A 22538-nucleotide genomic window follows, 5' to 3' on the forward strand; every position below is an offset into this window, starting at 1 on the left:
ACTGTTTGTAACTGTACATCGAGCTGGGGGATACCTATGTCGACGATCGACATTAGTGGCGGAACCATCCATTACGAAGCAACCGGACCCGAGAGCGGTAGGCCTGTCGTGTTCGTGCACGGGTACCTAATGGGTGGTCAGCTGTGGCGCCAGGTCGGCGAACGACTTGCCGCGCGCGGTCTGCGCTGCATCGCCCCCACGTGGCCGCTCGGCGCTCATCCACAACCGCTACGCCCAGGCGCCGACCGAACCATCACCGGTGTCGCCCGCATCGTCGCCGACGTACTGGCCGCCCTGGACCTCGAGGACGTGGTGCTCGTCGGCAACGACACCGGCGGCGTGGTCACACAACTGGTCGCCGTGCACCACCCCGAGCGTCTTGGTGCGCTGGTGCTCACGAGTTGCGATGCGTTTGAACACTTTCCGCCACCAGTTCTCAAACCGGTGATCCTGGCAGCCAAATCGAAGACGCTGTTCCGGGCCGTGAGCCAGGCGATGCGGGCACCGGTTGCGCGCCGACGCGCCTATGCCGGCCTCGCGCACCGCGACATCGACGATCTCGTCCAGACATGGGTGCGTCCGGGCCTATCCGATCCCGAGATCGCCGAGGACCTACGCCAGTTCACGCTGTCGCTGCGCCGGGAAGTCACCATGGGCGTCGCTGCCCGATTGCCCGAGTTCGACAAGCCCGCGCTTATCGCATGGTCAGCCGACGACGTATTCTTTGCGCTCGACGACGGTGAACGGCTGGCCGCGACCATCCCGAACGCCCGTTTCGAGGTGATTGAGGGAGCGCGGACCTTCTCGATGGTTGACCAGCCCGACCGACTCGCCGATCTGCTGTCGACGATCGCGGTGTCGGCTTAGCCCGTCAGTACCGTCACCAGACGCGACCGCGGTAGGAAATCCGGGTCAACACCATCAGACCGACCGGAATCGCGAGGAACACCGCTATCCGTAACGGCTCGACAGCATAGTCAAGCGTCCCGCCGTAGAAGCGCTCGGCGACAAGGAACGGGGAGAAAGCCTGCGGGATGCCTATCGTCCAGCACCACAGGAGCGCACGGCCCCGCAGTGGTGCCACCTGATTGCGGGTCAGTTCGTGCCAGTATGCGATCTCGCCCCAGGTGCTCCGCATTAGCCACGCGAACGCGGCCAGCAGCGCGAACTTGGGCACCACACCGGTCGCGCCCATACGGAAGAAGCCGATCACTATCAAGACCTCGAGCGCAATCACGATGGTGCCATTGCCAACCGCGAGCGCGTGATTCCATGCGGGGATCCTGTCGGCCGGGCCGGCAAGCGGTTGGGTTCCGCGCATGTTTGGGTCATTGACCGCGTGAGCCCGGTAATACAGCCGCTCGAAGACGTTTCCCGCATCAGGCAGGAGCCGCTTGCCAGTGATCAGGCCGGCAAACCAATTGAGGCCCAGATCGGATCCAATTCCGGTGTAGAGAACCCCGGCGATGAGCAACCACTCGTACCAGCCCACCTCGCGGACCCTATCAGCACGCGTCCGGACCGCGCGTCCGAAAGCTCAGTTGTATCGAAAATCATTGCAGCCCTGGGTATTCCGCGTGTGACCAGGTTGATGATCGAGAGCGCGCATGCAGGTTGTCGATCATCGCGCGGCGGTTGCCAACCGCACCATGCCTGCCGAGCGGCATGCCCGAGACGCGTATTAATGTCAAGGGATGCCGTTACCCCTCGACTCACGTGCGCAGGCTCGACGGCAGTGGGTTTCCATCGGAAGGCATGTGATTCCCACAGGGTTGAGTTAGCAGCCCTTCGACCGGCAGTGGTCGACCGCCAACTGGTGCTTCGCCACTAGCAACGGATGTGAGGTACGGCATGATTGAACAGTCCGGCGCTCCAGGCGACTCGCGAGCGTTTGGAATTGAGGAACGCCAGGTAGATCGCGCTGTTGTGCTCACCGTCTCAGGTGAGGTGGACATGCTGACTGCGCCGCAACTGGAAGCGGCGATAGACACGGCGCTGGCCGCCAAGCCCCTGACCCTGATCGTTGATCTCTCGAAAGTGGAATTCCTCGCCTCGGCCGGCATAAGTGTCCTGGTTGCAGCTCACGCTGAGGCACTGCCGCAGACTCGATTCGCGGTCGTCGCGGACGCCGCGGCCACCAGTCGGCCGATCAAACTCATGGGAATCGACACGGTGGTCCCGTTGTACCGCAAACTTGATAGCGCGCTCAGCGGAATCACAGATGATGCGTGAATCACGCCGAGGCGGGTATACGGCATGACACGATGCGACGCTGTAATGATCGGCCGTACATGGTTTCCTACCTCGATGACTCCGCGCGGTTCTCGCGGATGCGAGTTGCCGCGGACGCACTCAGCGCTACTCAGACCCGAGTCGAGTTCGGCAGTTGGCTGCAAAGACATTTCACGCTCAGCGCGGAACGTTTTAGCGACCTGCTGCTGGCGGTGAACGAAGCACTTGCAAACGCCGCCGAATTCGCCTATACGGGCACGCCGCAGGGCGGAACAATGGATGTCAACGCAGCGTACGACTTCGATTCCGACACCCTCGCGGTAACCGTCAATGATCACGGACGCTGGCGGGTTCCGGAACCGCCCCCGGTGGGAACATCCCCATATTCGATCCGGGGCCGCGGTATCCCGTTGATGCGGGCACTCGCCGATGAGGCGACCATCGATGCCACTCCACACGGAACCCACGTCACGTTGACCTGGACCCACCTGATGCAATCGTCGAGATCCACCGCATAACCAGCATCACGTGATCGTGATGGCGGCCAGACCCTGGCGCACCCGCTCGGGTAGCGAACCGCCTTGGCTAAGCCAGTCGTCCAGCGCGATGCGTATCGTGGCCATTGCCAGCGCCCCGATCAGACGAGGTCTGGGATCGTGGGGGGCCAATTGCGGCATTCGTGGCGCGATCAGCTCCGCAATCGCCAATTCGTATCGCACATAGATGTGTAGCGTCCACGCGTCCAGCGTGTCCGACGACCGGATAAGCATGGCCAATTCACGAACCTGACCCTCGATTTCAACGAATCCAAGACCGAGTTCATGAAACGCGCCGACGACGGCCTCGGTGGCCAACAGCATCTCCGGCTGCGCGGCCAGTGCGGCAGTGATCCGGTCGAGCCAATGGGCATTCATGCCCTCAGCGACAGAGATGGCGGCCGCGGCCGCTACACCTGGTCGGACACCGGACTGAACGCCGCCGAAGTACGCGAGCGGGTGAACGCCTACCAGGACAGGTACGAAATGCCGACCGAGCAGTCGCGATAGCCAACTGCTCTGGGACGACTGGGCACTCCTGGAAGCAGCCCGGTGCAACGAGGGGAATCATTGAGTCATGAGCACTGCGGATAGTGGTATGGAGTCATCGGCAGGTGCATACAGCGAGGAAGACGACGACCAACTCCAGCCAGCAGATACCCTCATCGACCGCGGCGTCGACGACGTACTCGACGAAGGATATTCGCCGCCCGAACGACTGTACGGACGTGGCTCCTTCGGCACTTCGCGTGAAAGTTTGGACCAGCTGCTTGCGGAGGAGGTACAGGATCCCGCAACGCGGCTAAATGTTGCGTTCGACAAAGATGAGCAGCAACGATCCGACGAGGCCGAACGTGACGCCGAATTCCCACCGCAAGGCGAGGTGGGACGCGCGCGAGCGGGTCGACTTATCGCACCGGACCATGGGTTTGGCGAAGACGTCGAGGCAGAACTGCTGGCCGAGGACGTCGGCATCAGCGGAGGCGCCGCGTCCGCCGAGGAGGCCGCTGTGCACATCATCGAGGATGCGGACTACTGACGGCGCACGTGGATGCGGCGCTGGTGACTTTGGGCGGCTGTTACGGGACTTGCAACCGTGGTCGATCACCCCAACGTGATGACAGTCCTGTTGGGGGGCGACGTCATGCTCGGACGCGGCGTCGACCAGATCCTTCCGCATCCAGGAGACCCGGCGTTACGTGAACCCTATGTCCGCGATGCGCGCCGCTACGTCGAGATGGCCGAGCTGGCCAACGGACCCATACCGCGCCCCGTCGCCTGGGGATGGCCCTGGGGTGACGCCGCGGAGATCCTCGAAGAGCTTGCGCCCGATGTGCGGCTGATCAATCTGGAGACCACGATCACCGCCGGTGGCGAATTCGCGGACCGCAAGGGGGTTCACTATCGATTGCATCCAGACAATCTCCCCGCGGTGACCGCGATCCGGCCCGATGTATGCGCGCTGGCCAATAACCACATTCTCGATTTCGGTCGCCGTGGCTTGACCGACACGTGCGACGCGCTCGCCGCAGCCGGGATCCACGGCGTCGGGGCGGGCCCCAACTTGGAAGCCGCACAGCGCCTCGCGGTGATCACGCCGCGCGGCAACCAACGGGTGATCATCGGCTCGGTTTGCATGAAATCCTGCGGGGTTCCCGGATCATGGGCAGCGCACCGCGACCAGCCGGGGGTGTGGCTGATCCGGGATCCGACGACGCGTAGTAGCGCCGACGATGTCGCGGCACGGCTACTCCCGCTCAAGCGCAGCGGTGATGTTGCGGTCGTTTCGGTGCCTTGGGGATCCAACTGGGGCTACGGAGTGGGGGTGAGTGATATCCAGTTCGCGCACCAATTGATCGACGCCGGCATCGACATCGTGCATGGGCATTCCTCACATCACCCTCGGCCGATCGAGATATATCGCGGCAAACCGATCCTCTACGGCTGCGGCGATGTCATCGATGACTACGAAGGCATCGGCGGACATGAGTCCTACCGCTCCGAATTGCGGCTGTTATATCTGATCTCGATCGATCTCGGAGGCGGCGGACTCACCGCGCTGCGGATGCTGCCGCTACGCGTACGGAAGATGCGCCTCGAGCACATCGTCGGGACCGACGCCGAGTGGCTACGCGAAACAATGGAGCACATCAGTAGCCGATTCGGAATCGATGTTGTGGCAACTCAAGACGGATTGCTAGCGGTCTTCGCCCGAGGCGCTCAGACGAAGAGTTGACCCGGATCGCGCCTATGCGAACCGCGACTTCGGCCGCGTGTCCGCCTGCTGTTGTTCGGCGGCCGTGACGACAATCGCATCCGAGCCAGGAAACACGGTGGCCTCGTGCCCGGTAGCCTGCCACCGCACCACGTACGGCGGTGAACCGTTTTCCCCATGCACCTCGATGATCAACCCACGCTGATCGGCCAACTCGGTTGTTGTGCCCTTGACCACCAGCCAGTCGCCAACGTCAGCCTTCATTGCCTGCTCCTTCCCACGGATTTCGATCATTAGCGGCTTATCGCGCCGCGACCAGGGTGATAAGTCATCACCTTGGCCCGGCCGAAAGACGTGTTGTGGGCACAGGTTCCCCGACGCTTGATATGGGTCAAATGATAACTCGACAAAGGACTTTAGCCACGTGCGGCCGGACGATGACGGCCAAAACGTGGGGTTGATCAGCACAAATACTCCGGGGACTGCAAGCTCGCCGTGGTCCCGACCCTTGAACATCAGAGTGCCAGACCTGTAGACCAGAAAGAGAGTATGGCGGAGACGGCGTCAGGGCATCGGACGGTTCCGCAAACAGCGGATCTGAGGATCGAGGCGTGGGCGCCCACCCGCGACGGCTGCATCAGGCAGGCGGTGCTTGGCGCCGTCGAAAGCTTCCTAGATATGTCCTTGGCTCGTCCACAACGCTCTCGCGGATGCCGGCTGGTCGCCGACCGGGACGACGACCTGCTGGTGGCCGTGCTCGACGAGGTCATCTACCGCCTTGACACCGCCTGTGAAGCCCCCGTTGATGTTGATCTGCAGGACTTCGACGGTGGTGTCGAGGTGTGTTTCGCGATGGCGGATGCGGGCACCCTTCCCCAAGTGGGTGCCGTACCCAAGGCGGTGTCGCTCACCGAGCTTCGCCTGACGTTGGACCAAAACTGCTGGCGGTGCTCGGTGACCCTTGATGTGTGATTGAGGCGGACCCGTGAAGATTGTCCAGGAGACTCCGTATCGGTTCCGGATAGAGCAACAAGGCAACATGCGAGTGCCCGGGATCGTGTTCGCATCGAAGTCGATCCTGCCGAACGAACCCAGCGATATGGCGCTGGCCCAGGTAGCCAACGTCGCCGCGCTGCCCGGAATCGTCCGCGCCTCGTATGCGATGCCCGACGTCCACTGGGGATACGGCTTTCCGATTGGCGGCGTGGCGGCAACCGATCTCGATGCCGGAGGGGTCATCTCACCCGGCGGGGTGGGCTTTGACATCTCGTGCGGTGTGCGTCTGCTGGTGTGCCGAGATCTGGACCGAGATCGGCTGCGCCCGCGGATCCGCGAGGTGCTGGACGATCTTGACCGCGAAATACCGCGTGGCGTGGGCACCGGAGGCGTGTGGCGGTTGCCGCACCGCGGTTTGCTGCACGAGGTGTTGACCGGGGGCGCCCGGTTCGCCGTGGAGCAGGGCCACGGCGTGGCCCGGGACTTGGAGCGCTGCGAGGACGGCGGCGCGTTGGAGGGTGCCGACGCCGCCACAATCAGCGACCGTGCCGTCGAACGCGGGCTCGGGCAGATCGGCAGCCTCGGATCGGGCAACCATTTCCTGGAAGTCCAAGCCGTGGACCACATCTACGACACTGCCGCGGCCGCCCAGATGGGCCTGGCCGAAGGCGCCGTCTGCGTGATGATTCATACCGGCTCGCGCGGCCTGGGGCACCAGATCTGCACCGACCATGTCCAGAAGATGGAAAAAGCCATGAGCCGCTACAACATTCAGGTGTCCGCTCGCCAATTGGCCTGCGTGCCGGTCCGCTCTCCCGAGGGCCAGGCGTATTTGGCGGCGATGTCCGCGGCCGCGAACTACGGACGCACCAATCGGCAACTACTCACCGAGGCAACGCGCCGGGTATTCGAAGCACGCACCGGCGCATCGCTAGATCTCTTGTACGACGTCTCACACAACCTCGCCAAAATCGAGGCACATCCTGTCGACGGCCGGTTGCGCACCTTATGCGTACATCGGAAAGGCGCGACTCGCTCGCTGCCGCCGCATCACCCGGACCTACCGGCCGAATTCGCGGAAGTCGGTCAACCCGTCCTGATCCCGGGCACGATGGGCACCGCCTCCTATGTGCTCGCGGGAGTCCCCGACAACCCTGCGTTCGATTCCACCGCTCACGGCGCCGGCCGACTGCAGAGCCGCCACTTGGCCGCGCGCCAGACCAGCGGCGCGGCGCTGCGCAACGTCCTCGAGCGACGCGGGATCCTCGTCCGGGGCAGGTCCACCCGGGGGCTCGCCGAGGAAAAGCCCGAGGCGTACAAGGACGTCGACGCCGTCGTCGATGCCAGCCACCGCGCTGGGCTCGCCTATAAGGTCGTCCGGCTTGTCCCGCTGGGAGTGGTGAAAGGGTGAGCACGCGTCGCGGCGGCGCGAGCAGACGCAGAAGCATCCGACACGCCGCAGAAATTGGCGATTTTGCGTCTGCTCGCGCATGGCAGGATTAGCTCACTGTTCGCGTGCTGTGGTTTCAGCCGGCGACGGAGGCCTCATAGATCGACTGGATCGCCTTGTCGAGTGTGGCGTTGAACTGCTCGTCGGACTGGTCGACGAGGAGCCCCTCGGTCAGCGCACGGCTGAAGCTGGCAATCACTCCCGTGTTCTGCGCCAGCAGCTTGTTGGCCTGCTCCCGGGAGTAGCCGCCGGAGAGCGCAACCACCCGCATCACCTTCGGATGTTCGACCAGAGCACGGTAATGGTTGACCTCGCTCGGCAAACTTAACTTGAGCATCACGCCCTGCCCGTGCGGCACGGCTTCAAGTTGCTTGGTGATTTCATCGCGCAAGATGTCCTCGGCCTGCGCCTTGTCCGAGATCGAGATGGTGACCTCAGGTTCGACGATGGGCACCAGGCCGTGCGACAACACCTGGCGGCCGACCTCGAACTGCTGGGCGACCACCGCCGCGATGCCGTCAGCGTTGGCGCCGCCGATCACCGACCGTGCCTTGGTGCCGAAAACGCCCTTGCGCACCGCCCGCTCCAACAACTCATCCAGCCCAGGTATCGGCTTCATCAGCTGCACATCGTCGGACGTCTCAGCTAGTCCCTTGTCGATTTTGAGGATGGGCACGACCCCCTTGGTCTCCCATAGGTAGGTGGTCGACGGCTGCCCCCCGATCTCGCGGTCCATGGTCTGCTCGAACAAGATCGACGCCAGCACCCGTTCGCCGTTGAACACCGGGGACGTGATGATCCGCGACCGCATCTGGTGAATGAGGTCGAACATCTCCTTCTCGCAGGAGTACGCGTTGTCTTCGATGCCGTACAGGCGCAACGCCTTTGGCGTTGAGCCGCCGCTTTGGTCGAGCGCTGCGATGAATCCCTTGCCCGACGTCATCCGGTCCGCTTGCTTTTCGTTCGTCATGGAATTCTCCACTCCCCTGTGGCCATCACACGCGACGCCCCACAGTCAGACTCGAATACTGCCGATCGTATTCGGCCTTCCTCTGCACGGCCAGGTCGCCGTCAGGCCCCGAGGCCGCCGCAGCGCCGCTGGGTCGAACAACTCGCGTGGCCAGTGCCGATTAGTCGCTGGGCAGCGCACGGTGCTCGATCAGATCGCGCAGACCTCCTCCACCGAGTCGCTCACGAAACGCCTGCGCCGTGTAGCCGATCGCCGTCGCGTCGGTGCGGGCACGCACGGTCGCAGAGCGAGGCAGGTGGAATAGCACGCCCATCTCGCCGAAGTAATCCCCGCGCCCGGCAACTTTGACCAATTCCTCACCGCCGTCGGCTAATTCGTGCACGATGTCGAACTCGCCTTCGGACACCACGTAGATCAGATCACCCATCGTGCTCTGTTCGAACAGCACCTCACCGGCCTTCAATTGCACAGTTTCGGGCTCGCGATTCGCGTCGGCGAAATCTGGTGCCAGCTCAACGACGCGATCGGCCATCGGCAGCATCCGGCTGTCGTGGGTCGCGACCACCACCACACGGTCACCGTCGGCGAGTTCGCGGATCAGCCGCAGCACCTCCTCCACCTGGATGAAGTCGAGGTGTGCGGTGGGTTCGTCGGCGAGGATCAAGAGCGGATCCAGCGCAATCGCGCGGGCGACTGCGACGCGTTGTTGCTGCCCGCCGCTCAGGTCGCCCGGTCGGTGTTTCATCCGCTCCGCAAGATTCACGCGGGTCAGCAATTCCTCGGCACGCTGACGCGCGGCAGCGCGCGACCACCCAGCCGATCGCAGCGGAACCATCACGTTCTCGACGGCGCTGAGGCTGGGCACAAGGTTGAACGACTGGAAGACGATGCCCACCTTGTCGCGCCGGTACTTCGCCAGCGCGGGGCCCTCCAGAGTCGTGATGTCGACGTCCTCGAACTTGATCGCCCCGGACTTCGGCCGCAGGATGCCGCCGAGGCAGGACAGCAGCGTCGTTTTCCCACAGCCACTGGGCCCGAGCAAGAGCACCAACGATCCGGCTTCGACGTCGAGGTTCAATCCGTTGATCGGCCGCAGTGCGTATCCGCCGCTGTAGTACTCGACGACGAGGTTCTGAATGCTGAGATCGCCCACCGCTAGGGACCTCCGAACGCCAGCGCCGGATCGACCGCGACGACGCGTCTTAGTCCTGCGAGGCTGGCGACTAGGCCGATCACGATCGCGACCCCCGGAAGCGCTAGGTACGCACCGACCGGCACCGCGACGATCATCGGGAACAGCGGCGCGAGCAGCTTCGATAGGAGGACACCCACGATCGCGGCGACCAGCGAGACGACCAACGCCTGCAACGCGAGTCCAGCCATGATCGAACGCGTCGGCGTGCCTATCGCCTTGAACACTGCGAAGTCGCGCAGGCGCTCGAGCGCGGAAAGGTACACCACCGATCCAACGATCAGCGCCGCCACGATCCACAGCAAGACAGCCACGATCGAGATCGAATTCACCGCGACCCGCAGCGGGCGCAACAGGTCGTTAACAGCGCCCGCTCGATCGTAGGTCTGGTAGCCGTCCGGGACCTGTCGGTCGGTGCCGACGATGCCGATCGACGTAACCATTGGCTGCCCGTTGTACGACACCTGCTGGAGGCCTTGAGTCGTGAGGAACACATTCGGAATTTTCGCCAGCGCAGTCGAATTCGGCACGATACCGACGATCCGCAAAGTGTGCGCACCGATCTGAATTGTGTCGCCGATGCGCCGGCCCAGCGTGCTGGACACCGCGACCTCCCCCGGCCCCGACGGCACCCGGCCCTCCGAGACCTGCGGCATTCCGGGTCCGTGCTCAGGCGCGCCGAAGGCCGTGACGTTTCGCCCTGACATACCTTCCTTCATGATCGTCCCAACGCAGCCCAGTGGGGCCGCAGCAACGACACCGGGCGTGGCGGCCACTCGGCCCAGGTCCACGTCTGGGAACGGAGTCGAACCCAGGAATGGTCCGGCAGCGCCGGCTTTGACCACAAATGCATCGACACCCAGCGAATCGACGGTGTTCCGGGCCTCGACTCGAAAGCCGTTCGCGAGTCCGGTCAAAACGAGCGTCATCCCGAAGATCAGTCCGGTGCTGACGATCGCGATGACGAGGCGACGCTTTCGCCATTGCATGTCACGCAACGCAGCAAACAGCATTCCCCGACGCTACCAACGCCTACCTCGTTTCGGGCAGAGTCTCCGCGCATTGCGTAGCAGTGCGCCGCGGCCAACCCCGGGATCAAACTCGATCACGGGGCCACGCCTGCGTAGCTCGTTGAGCGGTGCGAAATTTTTTCGACGACATGTTCGGAAATCGTCACGGACCGCGCGAATAGCGCCCAAGAGAACTAGAATCCCCTTGTGGCGACCCCGTCGAACCCCTGGGGCGACGAACGACGGTACCTCTCGCATCAGCTCCGCATGCGAGATCAGATTCTTAGTCACAGGCAGGCTCGCAGGCTCAGCCGCCGCTTCGTCGGCGTCGGCGTCAAAGTCCCGCCGGGGCGCCTGCAACAGATGCTGGCGGGCGTGCCCGCCTCCGCCTGCGAATTGACGAACGTCAATTTTGCTTTCATAGCGACCCAGCTAGTTCATGAAAAGCGCGTCGCGAAATTCAATCAACTAAAGCGCCGCAGCACACGCATGGCCATATTCGCGGGCCTGGTCCTCGTCGTGCTGAACTTCCTTTTTTGCATGGCCTACGTCTTCGTAAACCTGACCCAGCAGTCGTCGCCGTAGTGAATCACCCTTGTTCCCAGAAACAATGGGAGCGGCACTGACAAACTCGGCTTGTGCAGACTGTCGAAAGCGGTGGGGTTGCACCGGTGATTATGTCCATGGCCTTGTCGAGATCACGCGGCTAAATTCAGCTCACAAACCTGCAACTGACGTCGGTCGAGCGGAAACCACTTAGCCCCAATCAGTTTGATCGAGAGGATCTCCTGCCGTGCGCAATAGAGTCTTGGGGTCGCGATCCGGCCCGGTATCCATAGCCCTCTATGTAGCCCTTCTCGGGGCCCTCTTGGTGATCCTCGTCATCGGCGCCGCGGCCGAGCCCAAGATCGCCGCCGCCGATTCCACGGAGGACTTTCCGATACCGCGCAGGATGATCGCCACCACCTGCGACGCCGAACAGATCCTGGCGGCCACCAGGGACACCAGCCCGGTCTACTACCAGCGCTACATGATCGACTACAACAACCACCCCAACGTCCAGCAGGCGACCCAAGACAAGGCGCACTGGTTCTTCTCGCTCAGCCCGGCCGACCGTCGGGACTACTCCGAACACTTCTACAACGGCGATCCGCTGTGGTTCGCCTGGCCCAACCACATGAAGATCTTTTTCAACAACAAGGGCGTCGTCGCCAAGTCCACCGACGTCTGCAACAACTACCCGGCCGGCGACATGTCGGTGTGGAACTGGGCTTAGATCTTCGGGATCTTCGCGATCTTCGGGATCTTCGGGATCTTCGGGATCTTCGGGATCTTCCGCAAGACGAGTAAAACTACGCAGGCGCGTGGGCTGGCGGGTCAGCGATGCTTCCTGGGTGAAATCCGACGAACCTTCCGCGACCGCAACGCCGAGGAGTTTGCGCGGCCCATTTCCCGGCTCGTTTCCCGGTCCCACCGAACTTGCCGCACGCACGCCGATCGACCGCGACCGCGCCATCGACGTCATCCGGATCACGGCCCTGATCGGCGTGGTGATCGGCCACACCGTGATGGCAACCAGCGTTATCCGCGATGGCGTGCTCATCTGGGACAACCTGCTTACTACCTCGGCCACATTTCGGGCGTTGACCTGGATTTTTCAGATCATGCCGCTGTTCTTTTTTGCCGGTGTTGCGGCGTGCGAGGCGTCGTGGCGGCCGGGCACCAACTGGGGCGGCTGGCTGATGAAACGCTGCACCAGGTTGTTTCGACCGGTGTTCTACTACCTCGGTTTCTGGGCGATCGCGCTGACCGTGCTGTGCCCGGTGCTGCCCCGGCACGTGTACGAGCCGATTGCCGGCATCAGCATTCAATTGTTGTGGTTTCTTGGTGCCTATGTTCTGGTGCTGGCCGCGATGCCGTTGTTGCGGCGAATCACCACATCGGCCCGCCTCGCCGCTGGCGTCGTCGCGGTCTACGGGGCGGTCGCAATCGTGGATGCGGTCCGGCTGCACTGGCCCGCCACGACGCCGCTCGGTTATCTCAACATGGCGGTGTGGCTCGTGCCCGGCATGTTCGGGATCGCCTACCGCCGCCAATTGCTCACCGGCCGCGCCGCGCTGGGTACAGCCGTGGCCCTGTTGGCTGTCGACGTCGCACTACTGCGCTGGGGACCCTATGAGATGAGCCTGGTCGGCGTAGAAGGCCAGCATTTCCCAAATATGAGCCCGCCCTCGCTGCTGTTGGCCGGACACGCAATCATTCTGAGCGCGTTGGCAATCGCAGCCGCGCCGGCAATCGCCAGATGGGCGCGGCGGCCACGTGTGTGGTGGTGGACCGCGGTAGGAAATTCCGGGGCGATGACGCTGTACCTCTGGCACATGCCTGCGCTACTGGGCGTGCATCTGGTCTTCGACGACCTGGGCTATCCGCGCTTTCCCGACCAGCAGCACTTCGTCGTGATCAGCGCGGCGCAGCTGGTCATCATGGCCGCCCTCATCGCAGTGCTGTTTACGGCGTTGCGGCCCCTGGAGAACAAACCGCTACCCGGCTGGGATGGCGCCGCCGCAACCACCTCGCTCTGGCGGGGCACGGCAGCCGGCGTACTGCTATGCGTGGCGGGGGTTGCGACCTTGGCTTCGGTGAAGTGGGGACTCAAAGATGAGGGACTTGTCTGCGTCGCGGTGATGGTCGCCGCGCTCGTCGCCGCTAGATCGTTTGCCGCGGTGCTGCCACAGCTCACGTCGACCAGGCCGCTCGCCTCTCCCCAAGGGTCCGTTTCCAGCATTTCGCCAAATCCAGTGCAGTGGAACGCATTACCCGCGATGCCTGCCGATCGCGGTGCGGCTTATGCGAACCACTTGTCGAGCGCTTCCGGTAGTCCTTTGGTGGTGCCGTCCCCTACCCAAGCGACGTAGCCGTCGGGTCGGACCAATACCGCATCGGGGGCTGCAACCTCGCCGAACGCCGGGAGTTGCCAGCCTCCGGTGTAGTGGGCGTCGAGTGCCGATACCCGATGGGCCCAGCGCGTGATGTCAAAATCCCACGGGTAACCGAAGTTGAGAAGTATGCCGCGGGCCTGGTGCAGGAGCGTGAACAGCCTCGTGGAACCGTCGGAGGTACCCAGGTCGAGGTCCGGCATGCGGCGACCAAGGAGCGGATGGCCCTCGCCGAAGTCGTAATGGATGTCAAGACCGCACATCATTTCGGCGATCCGCGTGCGAGGTTCTTTCATGCTGAGCAGTTCGGCCACGGTGTCGCGCAGTGCGTCGACGCGTTCACCGGGCCCGTTGAGTGCGGTTTGGGCCATTGTGTTGTGCAGCACCCGGGTGGCGACGGGATGTCGCTCAGCGTGATACGTGTCGAGCAGTTCCTCACCGGATGTGCCGTTGACGACTTGCGCCAGTTTCCAGCCCAGGTTCACCGCGTCCTGTATCCCCGTGTTGAGACCTTGCCCGCCGATCGGAAAGTGGATATGCGCAGCGTCTCCGGCCAGCAGCACACGCCGGTCGCGGTAGGTTGCGGCCTGCCGTGTTGCATCGGTGAAGCGGGAAATCCAAGTGGCACTGCGTAATCCATAATCGGTGCCACGCGCAGCGGTGAGCGCATTGCTAATGTCGGCCAGAGTGGGTTCACCGGTGTTTCCGACGTGCGGTTCTGTCACCATCACCCGCACGGTGTCTTCGCCTTCGAACTCGAAGAACGAGTGAAATCCGCCCTCTCGATGCAGCCCCAAGGGCGGCTCCTCGGTCATCTTGACGTCGGCAACCAGGCAGCTGGTCGACGGATCCCATCCGGGGAATGCGATGCCGGCCGTTTTGCGGATCAGACTGCGGCCTCCGTCGCACCCCGCGAGGTACGTGGCTCGCAGAGTCGTCCCGTCCGACAGTGTGACGTCGACACCGGTGGGGTCTTGGGTGAAACCGGTCGCCACACGGCCGTAGCGAATCGGCACGCCCAGCTCGGCGGTCCACTCGGCAAGGATTTTCTCGACGCGGTATTGCAGCAGTCCGAGCCCGTAATTGTGGCGGGTCGCCAATTCGGAGACGTCGAAGAATATCCCGGAATAGTGGCCATATTGACCGACGGTGCCTTCGGAGAGAAACCGGTCGGCGATGCCGCGCTGATCGAGCACCTCAATGGTTCGCGGCGTCAGGCCACCAGCGCGCGAACCAGTCAGATCGCGCGCGGTGCGTCGCTCGACCACAACGACGTCGGCTCCCGCGTGTGCCAGTTCGCCTGCCAGCATCAGCCCAGTCGGGCCGCCGCCTGCGATCACAACAGCATGTTCAGGCATCCACCCTCCAGCCGTGATGACTCGTAGGCCCCCTGTGCACCAATAGCATTTTGCGATTCATTGACTCGATAGCCGGTGACGCATACGGTTAAGACATACGCTACTACGCGTAGCGTAATAACGATTCAATCCGGGTTTGCCGCCCCGTCTCGCGTCACAGCCAGGCGACCAAGAAAGATTCAGAGGAAGTCATGTTCGACCTGAAGATCATCGGCGGCACTGTCGTCGACGGCACCGGCGCGCCGCGCTTTCAAGCCGACATCGGAATCAAGGACGGCACGATCATCGAGGTTGGCCGCCGCGGCGCCGACGATCCCACGCTGGCCGGCGCGGCGGCGCAGACAATTGACGCGACGGGTCATGTGGTAGCGCCTGGCTTCGTCGATATCCACACCCACTACGACGGTCAAGTGAGTTGGGACAGCATGCTCGAGCCGTCCAGCGGTCATGGGGTCACGACGGTGGTCACCGGCAACTGCGGCGTCGGTTTCGCGCCCGTGCGGCCCGGTACCGAGGACTGGCTGATCAAGTTGATGGAAGGTGTGGAGGACATTCCCGGTACCGCACTCACCGAGGGAATCGCGTGGGGCTGGGAGACCTATCCCGAGTACCTCGATGCGATTGGCAAGCAGCAGTTTTCGATCGATGTCGGCAGCCAGATCGCCCACGGCGCGGTTCGCGCCTACGCGATGGGCGAGCGCGGCGCCCGCAACGAACCCGCTAGGGCCGACGACATTGCCGCAATGAGCCGGCTGGTCACCGAAGCGATGGAAGCGGGTGCATTGGGTTTTTCGACGTCCCGCACGCTGGCCCACCGGGCGATGGATGGCGAACCCGTGCCCGGGACGTTCGCCGCCGAGGAAGAGCTGTTCGGCCTTGGCCGTGCCATGGCAGCCGGTGGTCAGGGTGTCTTCGAGCTGGCCCCGCAGGGCGCCGCGGGCGAGGACATCGTCGGCCCGAAGAAGGAACTGGAATGGATGCGCCGGTTGGGCGGCGAAATCGACCGACCGCTCTCGTTCGCTCTCATTCAGGTGGATGCCGATCCGAATCTGTGGCGAGAGCAGCTGGACCTCTCGGCCGATGCACACGCGGCAGGCAGTCGACTGTATCCGCAGATCGCGGCGCGTCCTTTCGGAATGATGATCGGATTTGCAGGGCATCACGGCTTCAGCCATCGGCCCACCTACCGCCGGCTCAAGGAGGAATGCGGCCGCGAAGAGCTCGCGGAGCGCCTCACCGACCCCGTGGTCAAGGCCGCGATCCTGTCCGAGGACGACCTGCCCATCGACCCAACCGTGTTGTTCGACGGAATGTTCGCCTTCGTGCAGCATTCGCTGGAACGTCTCTATGCGCTCGGTGCCCCGCCAGACTACGAGCCAACACCCGATCGCCCCGTTGCCGCGATTGCCAGGGCGCGCGGCGAGGACCCGCTGGCGACCCTCTACGACCTCATGCTCGAGTCCAATGCCACCGCCATGTTGATGCTGCCGCTGTTCAACTACGCCGACGGCAACCACGACGCGATCCGGGAGATGATGCTGCACCCGGCCGGCGTGCTGGGCCTGTCCGACGGGGGCGCGCACTGCGGAATGATCTGCGACGCTTCCTATCCCACCTTCCTGCTAACGCATTGGGCGCGCGACCGTCACCGCGGCGAGAAGCTGTCGCTCGAATATGTGATCCGTAAACAGTCCCGCGATACGGCACACCTGTTCGGGCTCACCGACCGCGGCACGATCGAGGTTGGCAAGAAGGCCGACATCAACGTGATCGATATGGACGCATTGACACTGCATCCCGCGGCCATGGCCTACGACCTGCCGGCAGGTGGGCGCCGAATCCTGCAGGGTGCAAGGGGATACGCGGCGACGATTGTCAGCGGAACGGTGACCCGTCGCAACGGTCGCGACACCGGGGCACGCCCCGGCCGCCTGGTGCGCGGCGCGCGATAAGGACAGCGGCCCATGGACGTGGCTGCCGGTAATCCGGCCCGCACCCGCGACGAGGACGCGATCGGCACGCCGCCCGTGTCCCCGACGCTGGTGCCGGCCGAGCGCTATTACTCTGCGGAGTTCGCCGCGCTTGAGACCGAACGGATGTGGCCGAAGGTGTGGCAGATCGCCTGCATGGTCGACCACGTTTGGCAACCGGGTGACTACTTCGAATACCGCTGTGGGCCATACGGAGTACTGATCGTCCGCGGTGACGACGGCGTACTGCGCGCATTCCAGAATGCCTGTCGCCACCGCGGCAATTCGCTATGTGTGGGGTCGGGCTCGGGACTGCGCGAGATCAAATGCGGCTACCACGGCTGGACTTGGGATCTGGCCGGTGTGCTCAAGCGCGTGCCCAACCGCAAGGGCTTCGGCTCGTTACGAATGTCGGATTTCCCACTGGTGCCGGCGCGGGTCGAGGTGTGGGAGGGTCTCGTCTTCATTAACCTCGACGTCAACGCGGCGCCGTTGCTTGAGTACCTGGAGCAGGTGCCCGACGACATCGCCTGGTGCAACCTCGGCGACTTCCGCTGTTACGCCACGCTCACCGTCGAGGTCGAAGCCAATTGGAAGACCATCGCGGACGGCTACAGCGAGACCTATCACATTCAGACCCTGCATCCCGAATTACTGCGCTGCGTCGACGATATCCATGCACCACAACGTATCTGGGGCCACACCGGCAAGTCAGATCAGCCCTACGGCGTCCAGAGTCCACGCTTTGACGGCGCGTTGAGCGACGAAGAGGTTTGGGACGCCTACGTTTACACGCAAGGCGCGCTTATGGGTGCAGCCGAAGGCACGCCGTTCCCCGCCGACGAACGCCTTCCCGGGCAGACGGTTCAGGATGTGATTGCGGCACGCACCAGGGCGTTTGCGGTAACGCGCGGAGTCGATCTCGACTGGGCCGACACCGACCGGATTACCCGGCTGCATCAGTACAACGTGTTCCCGAACATGACGTTCTTGGCCAACGCCGACCACTTGACGATCATGTGCTCGCGGCCCGGGCCCGATCCCGATCATGGCGAGATGGTCATGTTCCTGATGACGCGGCTGCCGCCCGGCGCACCGCACACCAAGCCGACGGACATCCGAATGTCTGCCACGGAAGCCGAGCCGGGTGTCGTTCTGACGCAGGACATCCAGCTGCTCCCGGGATTACAGCGCGGCCTGCACCAGCCTGGCTTCACCCACCTCGTGCTGTCGAGTGAGGAGCGACGCGTGATCAACATGCACCGCAACCTCGAGCACTACCTCGACCTGCCGGAGCCGGAGCGGATGACTGACGGCGGCCCCTCGGTGAAGACCTAAGTGGCCAGTGGCCGCGAGTGTTCACAGTTGTACAGGTTCTACGGCGCGTCGGTGTGCAGACACGCACACTCGCGGGCTGTCTACAGTTAGATCCCGTGACCGTTGACGAATCCGCCGACGTTGTGGTGGTCGGCTTTGGTGCGGCAGGTGCGTGCGCGGCTATCGCCGCCCGCGAACATGGTGCGGAGGTCATCGCGCTAGACCGCGCCAACGGCGGCGGGGCCACCGCAATGTCGGGCGGAATTATCTACGCCGGCGCCGGTACGACGATTCAGAGGCAGGCCGGCGTCCGCGACAGCTTCGAGCAGATGCTGACCTACCTTCGCCTCGAGGTGGGCGACGCCGTCAGCGAGGCGACGTTGGCAGCATTCGTGCGCGACAGCCCGGAAATGATCGACTGGCTGATCAAGTACGGCGTCCCGTTCGATTCCACGTTGTGTCCCTACAAGACATCCTTTCCCAACAATCGCTACTACCTGTATCACTCGGGCAACGAGAACGCCGGAGCATTCCGCTGCCACACCCCGCCCGTGCAGCGCGGACATCGCGTGAAGGGAAGGGGGACATCCGGTAAGAAGCTGTACGGGCCTCTAGCTAAATCTGCACTGGCCCTTGGTGTTCGGCTTCGGCCGCACACGGTTGTGACGCGGCTTGTCCAGGATTCCTCCGGCCGGGTTACCGGGGTGGACGCCATGACAATGAACCACGCGCCGCCGCGTATCCGCCGCTTGTATGCCGAGACGGCGGCCCTTTCGGCCAAACCTGGCATCTACTACCCACCGCTGCGCCGGTTGATGGAACACCGCCTCCGCAAGCTCGAGCAACGCTACGCACGGCCCGTGCGGATCAACGCGCGACGCGCGGTAATCATCTGCGCCGGTGGCTTTATCGCGAATACCGAATGGATTCAACGGTTTGCGCCGCAATACTCAAACGGGCTGCAACTGGGGACCAGCGGTGACGATGGCAGCGGCATCGCGCTTGCGCAGAGCGCTGGAGCGGTCGTAGAGCGGATGGACAACATTTCGGCTTGGCGCTTCATTACGCCGCCGAGTGCATTCATCAGCGCCATCATCGTCGATGAGCTGGGGCAGCGCATCATCGATGAGAGTCGATATGGCGCGGCGGTCGGGCAAGCCATGGTGCGAGACCACGGTGGTAACGGATGGCTGCTCGCCGATGCCGCGCTGATGCGAGAGGCCCGACGCCAAATGATCAAGCAGCCATTGTGGTTTCAGCGCGCGCAGTCCACGGCGCTGATCTACGCGGACTCGGTAAAGGCTCCCTCCTTGCGTGCGGTCGCACTGGCTGCCGGCATTGATCCGGAAGGACTCTCGGAGACCGTCAAGGCACACAACGACGCCTTTGACTCCGAGGCGCCGGACCCAGCCGGGAAACCCGCCGAATTTGTTCGTCCCATTTCGCAGCCGCCGTATACGCTCCTGAACATCTCGGTACGGCGAAGCCTGCTCAATCCCACGCCGATGCTTACCCTCGGCGGTATCCGAGTCAGTGAAGACACCGGAGCGGTGGTCAACGAATCCGGCAGGCCGATTCCTGGCCTATTCAGCGCGGGACGCACCGCAATCGGGATCTGCTCCAATTCCTATGTCAGCGGGTTATCGCTGGCCGACTGCGTCTTCGCCGGTCGGCGTGCCGGGACGCACGCCGCTCAGACAGCATCCGGCTGAGATGATGAGGCCCATGACAGTTGCGTTGGATTCGGCGTCGGATTCGGCGGTGGGCGTCGACAGTGACACGGTCGCGGGCTCGATAGCCACCACGGACAGTCTCGCGGTCGCGGGATCGGTGGCGACCGCGGGCAGCGTCGCAGTGGCGGGGGCTGCTAGCACCGCCGGCAGCGTCGCGGTGGCGGGCTCAATTGCAACCGCGGGCAGCGTCGCGGTCGCAGGCTCGGCAGCCACCGCGGGCAGCGTCGCGGTCGCAGGCTCGGCAGCCACCGCGGGCAGCGTCGCGGTGATCGTCAGCCTGCTGACCGTCTTATGCGTGATGGTCCGCGAATGCGTGGCATGCCTGGCATGCATCGCCTGCACACGATGTGTTGCCTGCATCGGGTGCGTACGCTGCACCGACTGCGTGGGGTGCATTGGCTGCGTGAATTGCTCGGGACTACGGAATGTCAAGGGCGCGACAAACCTTCACGCGCAGCCCGTTGCATGACCAGACGGACGCCGGCCACGACCAAGTCGGGTTGGTGGACCTGGATGTAGTGGTCGCTGCCAGTCGCGAAGATGTGCGGTGTTTGTGGCCGCAGCGCCACGAGGTCTGTCGCCGCTTCCTGCCATACCTGTTCCAACTTCGCACCCAGCGCGTCCGGAACGGTCGGGGGAATCGCGAACGGCTCGGTCTTCGTCAGGACCATGGTGGGGATGGGCGGGAACGCCGGAGCGGCGGCAACCTCGGCGACACTCCTATCGATATCAACTATTTCGAACGACGACGAGTTCGCAAATTGCGGCAAGGGTCCATCCAATGCCTGCCGATAAGCCGGCCAGTCCGAACCCATCAGGCTCGGTATCTCGACGGGAAAGGCGTCGACGAACACTACTGCGCGCACCTGATCGGGGTATGTCTGCGCATACAGCCGGGCGAACAGCCCGCCCAGCGAATGCCCGACGAGGACGTAGGGGCCCGGCACATGTGCGGCAGCGAGCAAGGCATGCAGGTCGCCGACTACGTCCCGCGCGGTGCGTGGCATTGGAACCGGTGAACTGCGGTCGGAAATGCTAGGCGGATTGGAATAGCGCAATGCGCCGGGCCGGTCGTAGGCGCAGACACGGTGGTCGCCGGCAATGCTGGGCAGTACCGCAGGACCTACCGCCGGCGCCGTGGCGTCGGACTCGGTCCATGGATCGGACGAGTCGTGGTAGCCGGACTCCAAAATGACGGTGGGGCCGCCCTTTCCGCGACACTCGAGGTAGAGGTGCCGCCCGTTGCCGATCTCAACCGGCCCGTTGAAGTCGCCCGCCGCGCCCGATGCCGGTGGCCGGCCGCTGTTTACCGATTCGGCGCCGCAACCCACGAGCGCAAGCAGCAATCCGGCGGTCAACAGAAATCGGTGCATCGCGTCATTGTGTCGGATAGACCACCCCGGTGAGTTCTTCGGAGACCGCCCACAGCCGTCGCTGCAGCCCGGTGTCGTGAGACTGGGCGCTGGATGCCACGACCTTCGGGTAGCCGCGAATTTCACCGAAGCCGTCGGGCCCGAAGTACTGGCCGCCGAGCACGGCAGGGTCGGTGGCGGCACGCAAGGTCGGCAGAGCACCCATGCCGGGGTCTTGAGCCAACGGCTCGATGAGCACGCTCGCCGCGGCGAGCAATCGGCGCAGGTTGCGCATCAGCTCGGTGTTCGAGCCACCCGGGTGGGCGGCCGCCGCGATGGTGGTCCCGCTTGGGGCCAGTCGACGCTGCAACTCATAGGTGAAAAGCAGATTGGCGAGCTTGGATTGCCCGTAGGCCCCGACCCGGCTGTAGCGGCGTTCCCGCTGCAGGTCGTCGAAGTGGATTGCGGCGCGGATACGGTGGCCAATGCTACTGACTGTCACCACCCGCGAGCCCACGACCGGCAACAATCGATCAAGCAGGAGCCACTCCTCGCTATGATTCACTAAACGGGGCGAGCGCTCCGCTTGACTCCTCGGACTATACGGAACGAGCGCCCCGTTTAGCAATGCCCTAGGAGGTTGCGACTTGGTGCAGCGCGATAGGCCGGTACGCGCCGACGCTGCTCGTAACCGGGCGCGCGTCCTGGAGGTTGCCTACGAGACCTTTGCCGCCGAGGGACTATCAGTGCCGATCGATGAGATTGCTCGGCGCGCAGGAGTTGGTGCCGGCACTGTGTACCGGCATTTCCCGACCAAAGAAGCGCTGTTTCAGGCGGTGATCGCCGACCGGATGCGTCGCATTATCGACGAGGGCTACGCGTTGCTTGACTCCGAGCTGCCGGGTCAGGCGCTGTTTACGTTCCTGCGGTCGATGGTGCTGCAATGGGGCGCAGCGGACCGCGGCCTCGTCGAGGCACTGGCTGGTGTCGGGATCGATGTCAACAGCGCAGTCCCCCAGGCCGAGGAGGACTACTTGGGTCTGCTCGCCGATCTGTTGCGCGCCGCTCAGGATGCCGGCACCGCACGGCGGGACGTGGACGTGCATGACGTAAAGGCGCTGCTGGTCGGGTGTCAAGCCATGCAGGGCTATAACGCCGACATAGCCGAGCGGGTGACCGATGTGGCCCTCGACGGCCTTCGGGCAAGCCGATCTTGAACCCGACCCGACGGCGAGCGTGCCCGATGCCACTGCCATCAGTAAGGTCGAGTA

The 22538-nt window shown here is 63.8% G+C and carries 22 protein-coding genes and 3 pseudogenes; 16 read left to right on the forward strand and 9 right to left on the reverse strand.

What is annotated here, in order from left to right; genetic code table 11:
- The first annotated feature begins 36 nt into the window (after positions 1-36).
- Complete coding sequence (locus tag MSIMFI_RS05605; protein ID WP_186241019.1) at positions 37-867, forward strand: alpha/beta fold hydrolase; 831 nt, start codon at positions 37-39, stop codon at positions 865-867.
- Positions 868-880: 13 nt separating this feature from the next.
- Here the strand turns inward: MSIMFI_RS05605 and MSIMFI_RS05610 are convergent, their stop codons facing one another.
- The gene (locus tag MSIMFI_RS05610) at positions 881-1492 is read right to left on the reverse strand and encodes a hypothetical protein (RefSeq protein WP_191496457.1); all 612 of its coding nucleotides are present in this window, start codon (positions 1490-1492) and stop codon (positions 881-883) included.
- A gap of 359 nt (positions 1493-1851) precedes the next feature.
- Between MSIMFI_RS05610 and MSIMFI_RS05615 the strand changes: the two genes are divergently transcribed.
- Both MSIMFI_RS05615 and MSIMFI_RS05620 read left to right on the forward strand, forming a co-directional pair.
- The gene (locus tag MSIMFI_RS05615; RefSeq protein WP_186241016.1) at positions 1852-2232 is read left to right on the forward strand and encodes an STAS domain-containing protein; all 381 of its coding nucleotides are present in this window, start codon (positions 1852-1854) and stop codon (positions 2230-2232) included.
- A gap of 59 nt (positions 2233-2291) precedes the next feature.
- Entirely contained in the window at positions 2292-2750 is a 459-nt protein-coding gene (locus tag MSIMFI_RS05620) for an ATP-binding protein (RefSeq protein ID WP_191496458.1), read from the forward strand.
- A gap of 6 nt (positions 2751-2756) precedes the next feature.
- Here the strand turns inward: MSIMFI_RS05620 and MSIMFI_RS05625 are convergent.
- Positions 2757-3161: pseudogene (locus MSIMFI_RS05625) on the reverse strand (acyl-CoA-like ligand-binding transcription factor); the annotation flags it as partial.
- Here MSIMFI_RS05625 and MSIMFI_RS05630 point away from each other — a divergent pair.
- The 3 genes from MSIMFI_RS05630 (at position 3135) to MSIMFI_RS05640 (ending at position 5004) form a co-directional block, all read left to right on the forward strand.
- Positions 3135-3278, forward strand: coding sequence for a hypothetical protein (locus MSIMFI_RS05630; protein WP_191498237.1), 144 nt, complete (start codon positions 3135-3137; stop codon positions 3276-3278). The pseudogene MSIMFI_RS05625 and the gene MSIMFI_RS05630 overlap by 27 nt on opposite strands.
- A 67-nt stretch (positions 3279-3345) precedes the next feature.
- Positions 3346-3807, forward strand: a complete 462-nt coding sequence (locus MSIMFI_RS05635; RefSeq protein ID WP_191496460.1) for a DUF5709 domain-containing protein — start codon at positions 3346-3348, stop codon at positions 3805-3807.
- A 78-nt stretch (positions 3808-3885) separates the two neighbouring features.
- Positions 3886-5004 (forward strand): CapA family protein, encoded by a 1119-nt coding sequence (locus MSIMFI_RS05640; RefSeq protein WP_191496461.1) that lies wholly within the window; start codon positions 3886-3888, stop codon positions 5002-5004.
- Positions 5005-5016: 12 nt separating this feature from the next.
- On the opposite strand, the gene MSIMFI_RS05645 is transcribed toward MSIMFI_RS05640, so the two are convergent.
- Entirely contained in the window at positions 5017-5247 is a 231-nt protein-coding gene (locus MSIMFI_RS05645) for a DUF1918 domain-containing protein (RefSeq protein WP_085250371.1), read from the reverse strand.
- Positions 5248-5532: 285 nt separating this feature from the next.
- On the opposite strand from MSIMFI_RS05645, the gene MSIMFI_RS05650 reads away from it, so the two are divergent.
- Both MSIMFI_RS05650 and MSIMFI_RS05655 read left to right on the forward strand, forming a co-directional pair.
- Positions 5533-5955, forward strand: coding sequence for an archease (locus tag MSIMFI_RS05650; protein ID WP_191496462.1), 423 nt, complete (start codon positions 5533-5535; stop codon positions 5953-5955).
- Between the two features lie 13 nt (positions 5956-5968).
- A complete protein-coding gene (locus MSIMFI_RS05655; RefSeq protein ID WP_191496463.1) occupies positions 5969-7390 on the forward strand; it encodes an RtcB family protein in 1422 nt (473 codons plus the stop codon).
- Positions 7391-7505: 115 nt separating this feature from the next.
- Here the strand turns inward: MSIMFI_RS05655 and MSIMFI_RS05660 are convergent, their stop codons facing one another.
- From MSIMFI_RS05660 to MSIMFI_RS05670, 3 genes are all read right to left on the reverse strand, one after another.
- Positions 7506-8399 carry a fructose bisphosphate aldolase gene (locus MSIMFI_RS05660; protein ID WP_191496464.1) on the reverse strand — a complete coding sequence of 298 codons (894 nt, stop codon included), beginning with the start codon at positions 8397-8399 and terminating at the stop codon, positions 7506-7508.
- 160 nt (positions 8400-8559) lie between these two features.
- Positions 8560-9552, reverse strand: coding sequence for an ABC transporter ATP-binding protein (locus MSIMFI_RS05665; RefSeq protein WP_191496465.1), 993 nt, complete (start codon positions 9550-9552; stop codon positions 8560-8562).
- Between the two features lie 2 nt (positions 9553-9554).
- Positions 9555-10604, reverse strand: coding sequence for an ABC transporter permease (locus MSIMFI_RS05670; protein WP_186241005.1), 1050 nt, complete (start codon positions 10602-10604; stop codon positions 9555-9557).
- 204 nt (positions 10605-10808) lie between these two features.
- On the opposite strand from MSIMFI_RS05670, the gene MSIMFI_RS05675 reads away from it, so the two are divergent.
- From MSIMFI_RS05675 to MSIMFI_RS05685, 3 genes and pseudogenes are all read left to right on the forward strand, one after another.
- Positions 10809-11186 carry a hypothetical protein gene (locus tag MSIMFI_RS05675; RefSeq protein ID WP_224770092.1) on the forward strand — a complete coding sequence of 126 codons (378 nt, stop codon included), beginning with the start codon at positions 10809-10811 and terminating at the stop codon, positions 11184-11186.
- A 250-nt stretch (positions 11187-11436) separates the two neighbouring features.
- Positions 11437-11877 (forward strand): DUF5078 domain-containing protein, encoded by a 441-nt coding sequence (locus tag MSIMFI_RS05680; protein ID WP_191498044.1) that lies wholly within the window; start codon positions 11437-11439, stop codon positions 11875-11877.
- 160 nt (positions 11878-12037) lie between these two features.
- Positions 12038-13321 (forward strand): annotated as a pseudogene (locus MSIMFI_RS05685) (acyltransferase family protein); the annotation flags it as partial.
- Between the two features lie 125 nt (positions 13322-13446).
- Here the strand turns inward: MSIMFI_RS05685 and MSIMFI_RS05690 are convergent.
- Positions 13447-14895, reverse strand: a complete 1449-nt coding sequence (locus MSIMFI_RS05690; RefSeq protein WP_191496466.1) for an FAD-dependent monooxygenase — start codon at positions 14893-14895, stop codon at positions 13447-13449.
- A gap of 191 nt (positions 14896-15086) precedes the next feature.
- On the opposite strand from MSIMFI_RS05690, the gene MSIMFI_RS05695 reads away from it, so the two are divergent.
- From MSIMFI_RS05695 to MSIMFI_RS05710, 4 genes are all read left to right on the forward strand, one after another.
- The gene (locus MSIMFI_RS05695) at positions 15087-16847 is read left to right on the forward strand and encodes an N-acyl-D-amino-acid deacylase family protein (RefSeq protein WP_191496467.1); all 1761 of its coding nucleotides are present in this window, start codon (positions 15087-15089) and stop codon (positions 16845-16847) included.
- A 12-nt stretch (positions 16848-16859) separates the two neighbouring features.
- Positions 16860-18203, forward strand: coding sequence for an aromatic ring-hydroxylating oxygenase subunit alpha (locus MSIMFI_RS05700; protein ID WP_191496468.1), 1344 nt, complete (start codon positions 16860-16862; stop codon positions 18201-18203).
- A gap of 95 nt (positions 18204-18298) precedes the next feature.
- Entirely contained in the window at positions 18299-19894 is a 1596-nt protein-coding gene (locus MSIMFI_RS05705) for an FAD-binding protein (RefSeq protein WP_191496469.1), read from the forward strand.
- Between the two features lie 13 nt (positions 19895-19907).
- A complete protein-coding gene (locus tag MSIMFI_RS05710; protein WP_224770093.1) occupies positions 19908-20384 on the forward strand; it encodes a hypothetical protein in 477 nt (158 codons plus the stop codon).
- On the opposite strand, the gene MSIMFI_RS05715 is transcribed toward MSIMFI_RS05710, so the two are convergent.
- Both MSIMFI_RS05715 and MSIMFI_RS05720 read right to left on the reverse strand, forming a co-directional pair.
- Positions 20344-21288, reverse strand: coding sequence for an alpha/beta fold hydrolase (locus tag MSIMFI_RS05715; protein ID WP_191496470.1), 945 nt, complete (start codon positions 21286-21288; stop codon positions 20344-20346). The two genes, MSIMFI_RS05710 and MSIMFI_RS05715, sit on opposite strands and share 41 nt — an antisense overlap.
- Positions 21289-21292: 4 nt before the next feature.
- Positions 21293-21895: pseudogene (locus MSIMFI_RS05720) on the reverse strand (oxidoreductase); the annotation flags it as partial.
- A 19-nt stretch (positions 21896-21914) separates the two neighbouring features.
- On the opposite strand from MSIMFI_RS05720, the gene MSIMFI_RS05725 reads away from it, so the two are divergent.
- Positions 21915-22484: a TetR/AcrR family transcriptional regulator gene (locus MSIMFI_RS05725; RefSeq protein ID WP_191496471.1), complete on the forward strand. Its 570-nt coding sequence runs from the start codon at positions 21915-21917 to the stop codon at positions 22482-22484.
- The last annotated feature ends 54 nt before the right edge of the window (positions 22485-22538 follow it).

It is taken from the genome of Mycobacterium simulans (assembly GCF_900232995.1).
Taxonomy (GTDB): Bacteria; Actinomycetota; Actinomycetes; order Mycobacteriales; family Mycobacteriaceae; genus Mycobacterium; species Mycobacterium simulans.

Coding starts and splice junctions, on each gene's coding strand:
- MSIMFI_RS05615 (WP_186241016.1), top strand. CDS start 1,852: ATGATTGAACAGTCCGGCGCTCCAGGCGACTCGCGAGCGTTTGGAATT.
- MSIMFI_RS05715 (WP_191496470.1), bottom strand. CDS start 21,288: ATGCACCGATTTCTGTTGACCGCCGGATTGCTGCTTGCGCTCGTGGGT.
- MSIMFI_RS05670 (WP_186241005.1), bottom strand. CDS start 10,604: ATGCTGTTTGCTGCGTTGCGTGACATGCAATGGCGAAAGCGTCGCCTC.
- MSIMFI_RS05620 (WP_191496458.1), top strand. CDS start 2,292: ATGGTTTCCTACCTCGATGACTCCGCGCGGTTCTCGCGGATGCGAGTT.
- MSIMFI_RS05660 (WP_191496464.1), bottom strand. CDS start 8,399: ATGACGAACGAAAAGCAAGCGGACCGGATGACGTCGGGCAAGGGATTC.
- MSIMFI_RS05645 (WP_085250371.1), bottom strand. CDS start 5,247: ATGAAGGCTGACGTTGGCGACTGGCTGGTGGTCAAGGGCACAACAACC.
- MSIMFI_RS05650 (WP_191496462.1), top strand. CDS start 5,533: ATGGCGGAGACGGCGTCAGGGCATCGGACGGTTCCGCAAACAGCGGAT.
- MSIMFI_RS05630 (WP_191498237.1), top strand. CDS start 3,135: ATGGGCATTCATGCCCTCAGCGACAGAGATGGCGGCCGCGGCCGCTAC.
- MSIMFI_RS05700 (WP_191496468.1), top strand. CDS start 16,860: ATGGACGTGGCTGCCGGTAATCCGGCCCGCACCCGCGACGAGGACGCG.
- MSIMFI_RS05635 (WP_191496460.1), top strand. CDS start 3,346: ATGAGCACTGCGGATAGTGGTATGGAGTCATCGGCAGGTGCATACAGC.
- MSIMFI_RS05690 (WP_191496466.1), bottom strand. CDS start 14,895: ATGCCTGAACATGCTGTTGTGATCGCAGGCGGCGGCCCGACTGGGCTG.
- MSIMFI_RS05710 (WP_224770093.1), top strand. CDS start 19,908: ATGACAGTTGCGTTGGATTCGGCGTCGGATTCGGCGGTGGGCGTCGAC.
- MSIMFI_RS05605 (WP_186241019.1), top strand. CDS start 37: ATGTCGACGATCGACATTAGTGGCGGAACCATCCATTACGAAGCAACC.
- MSIMFI_RS05695 (WP_191496467.1), top strand. CDS start 15,087: ATGTTCGACCTGAAGATCATCGGCGGCACTGTCGTCGACGGCACCGGC.
- MSIMFI_RS05640 (WP_191496461.1), top strand. CDS start 3,886: ATGACAGTCCTGTTGGGGGGCGACGTCATGCTCGGACGCGGCGTCGAC.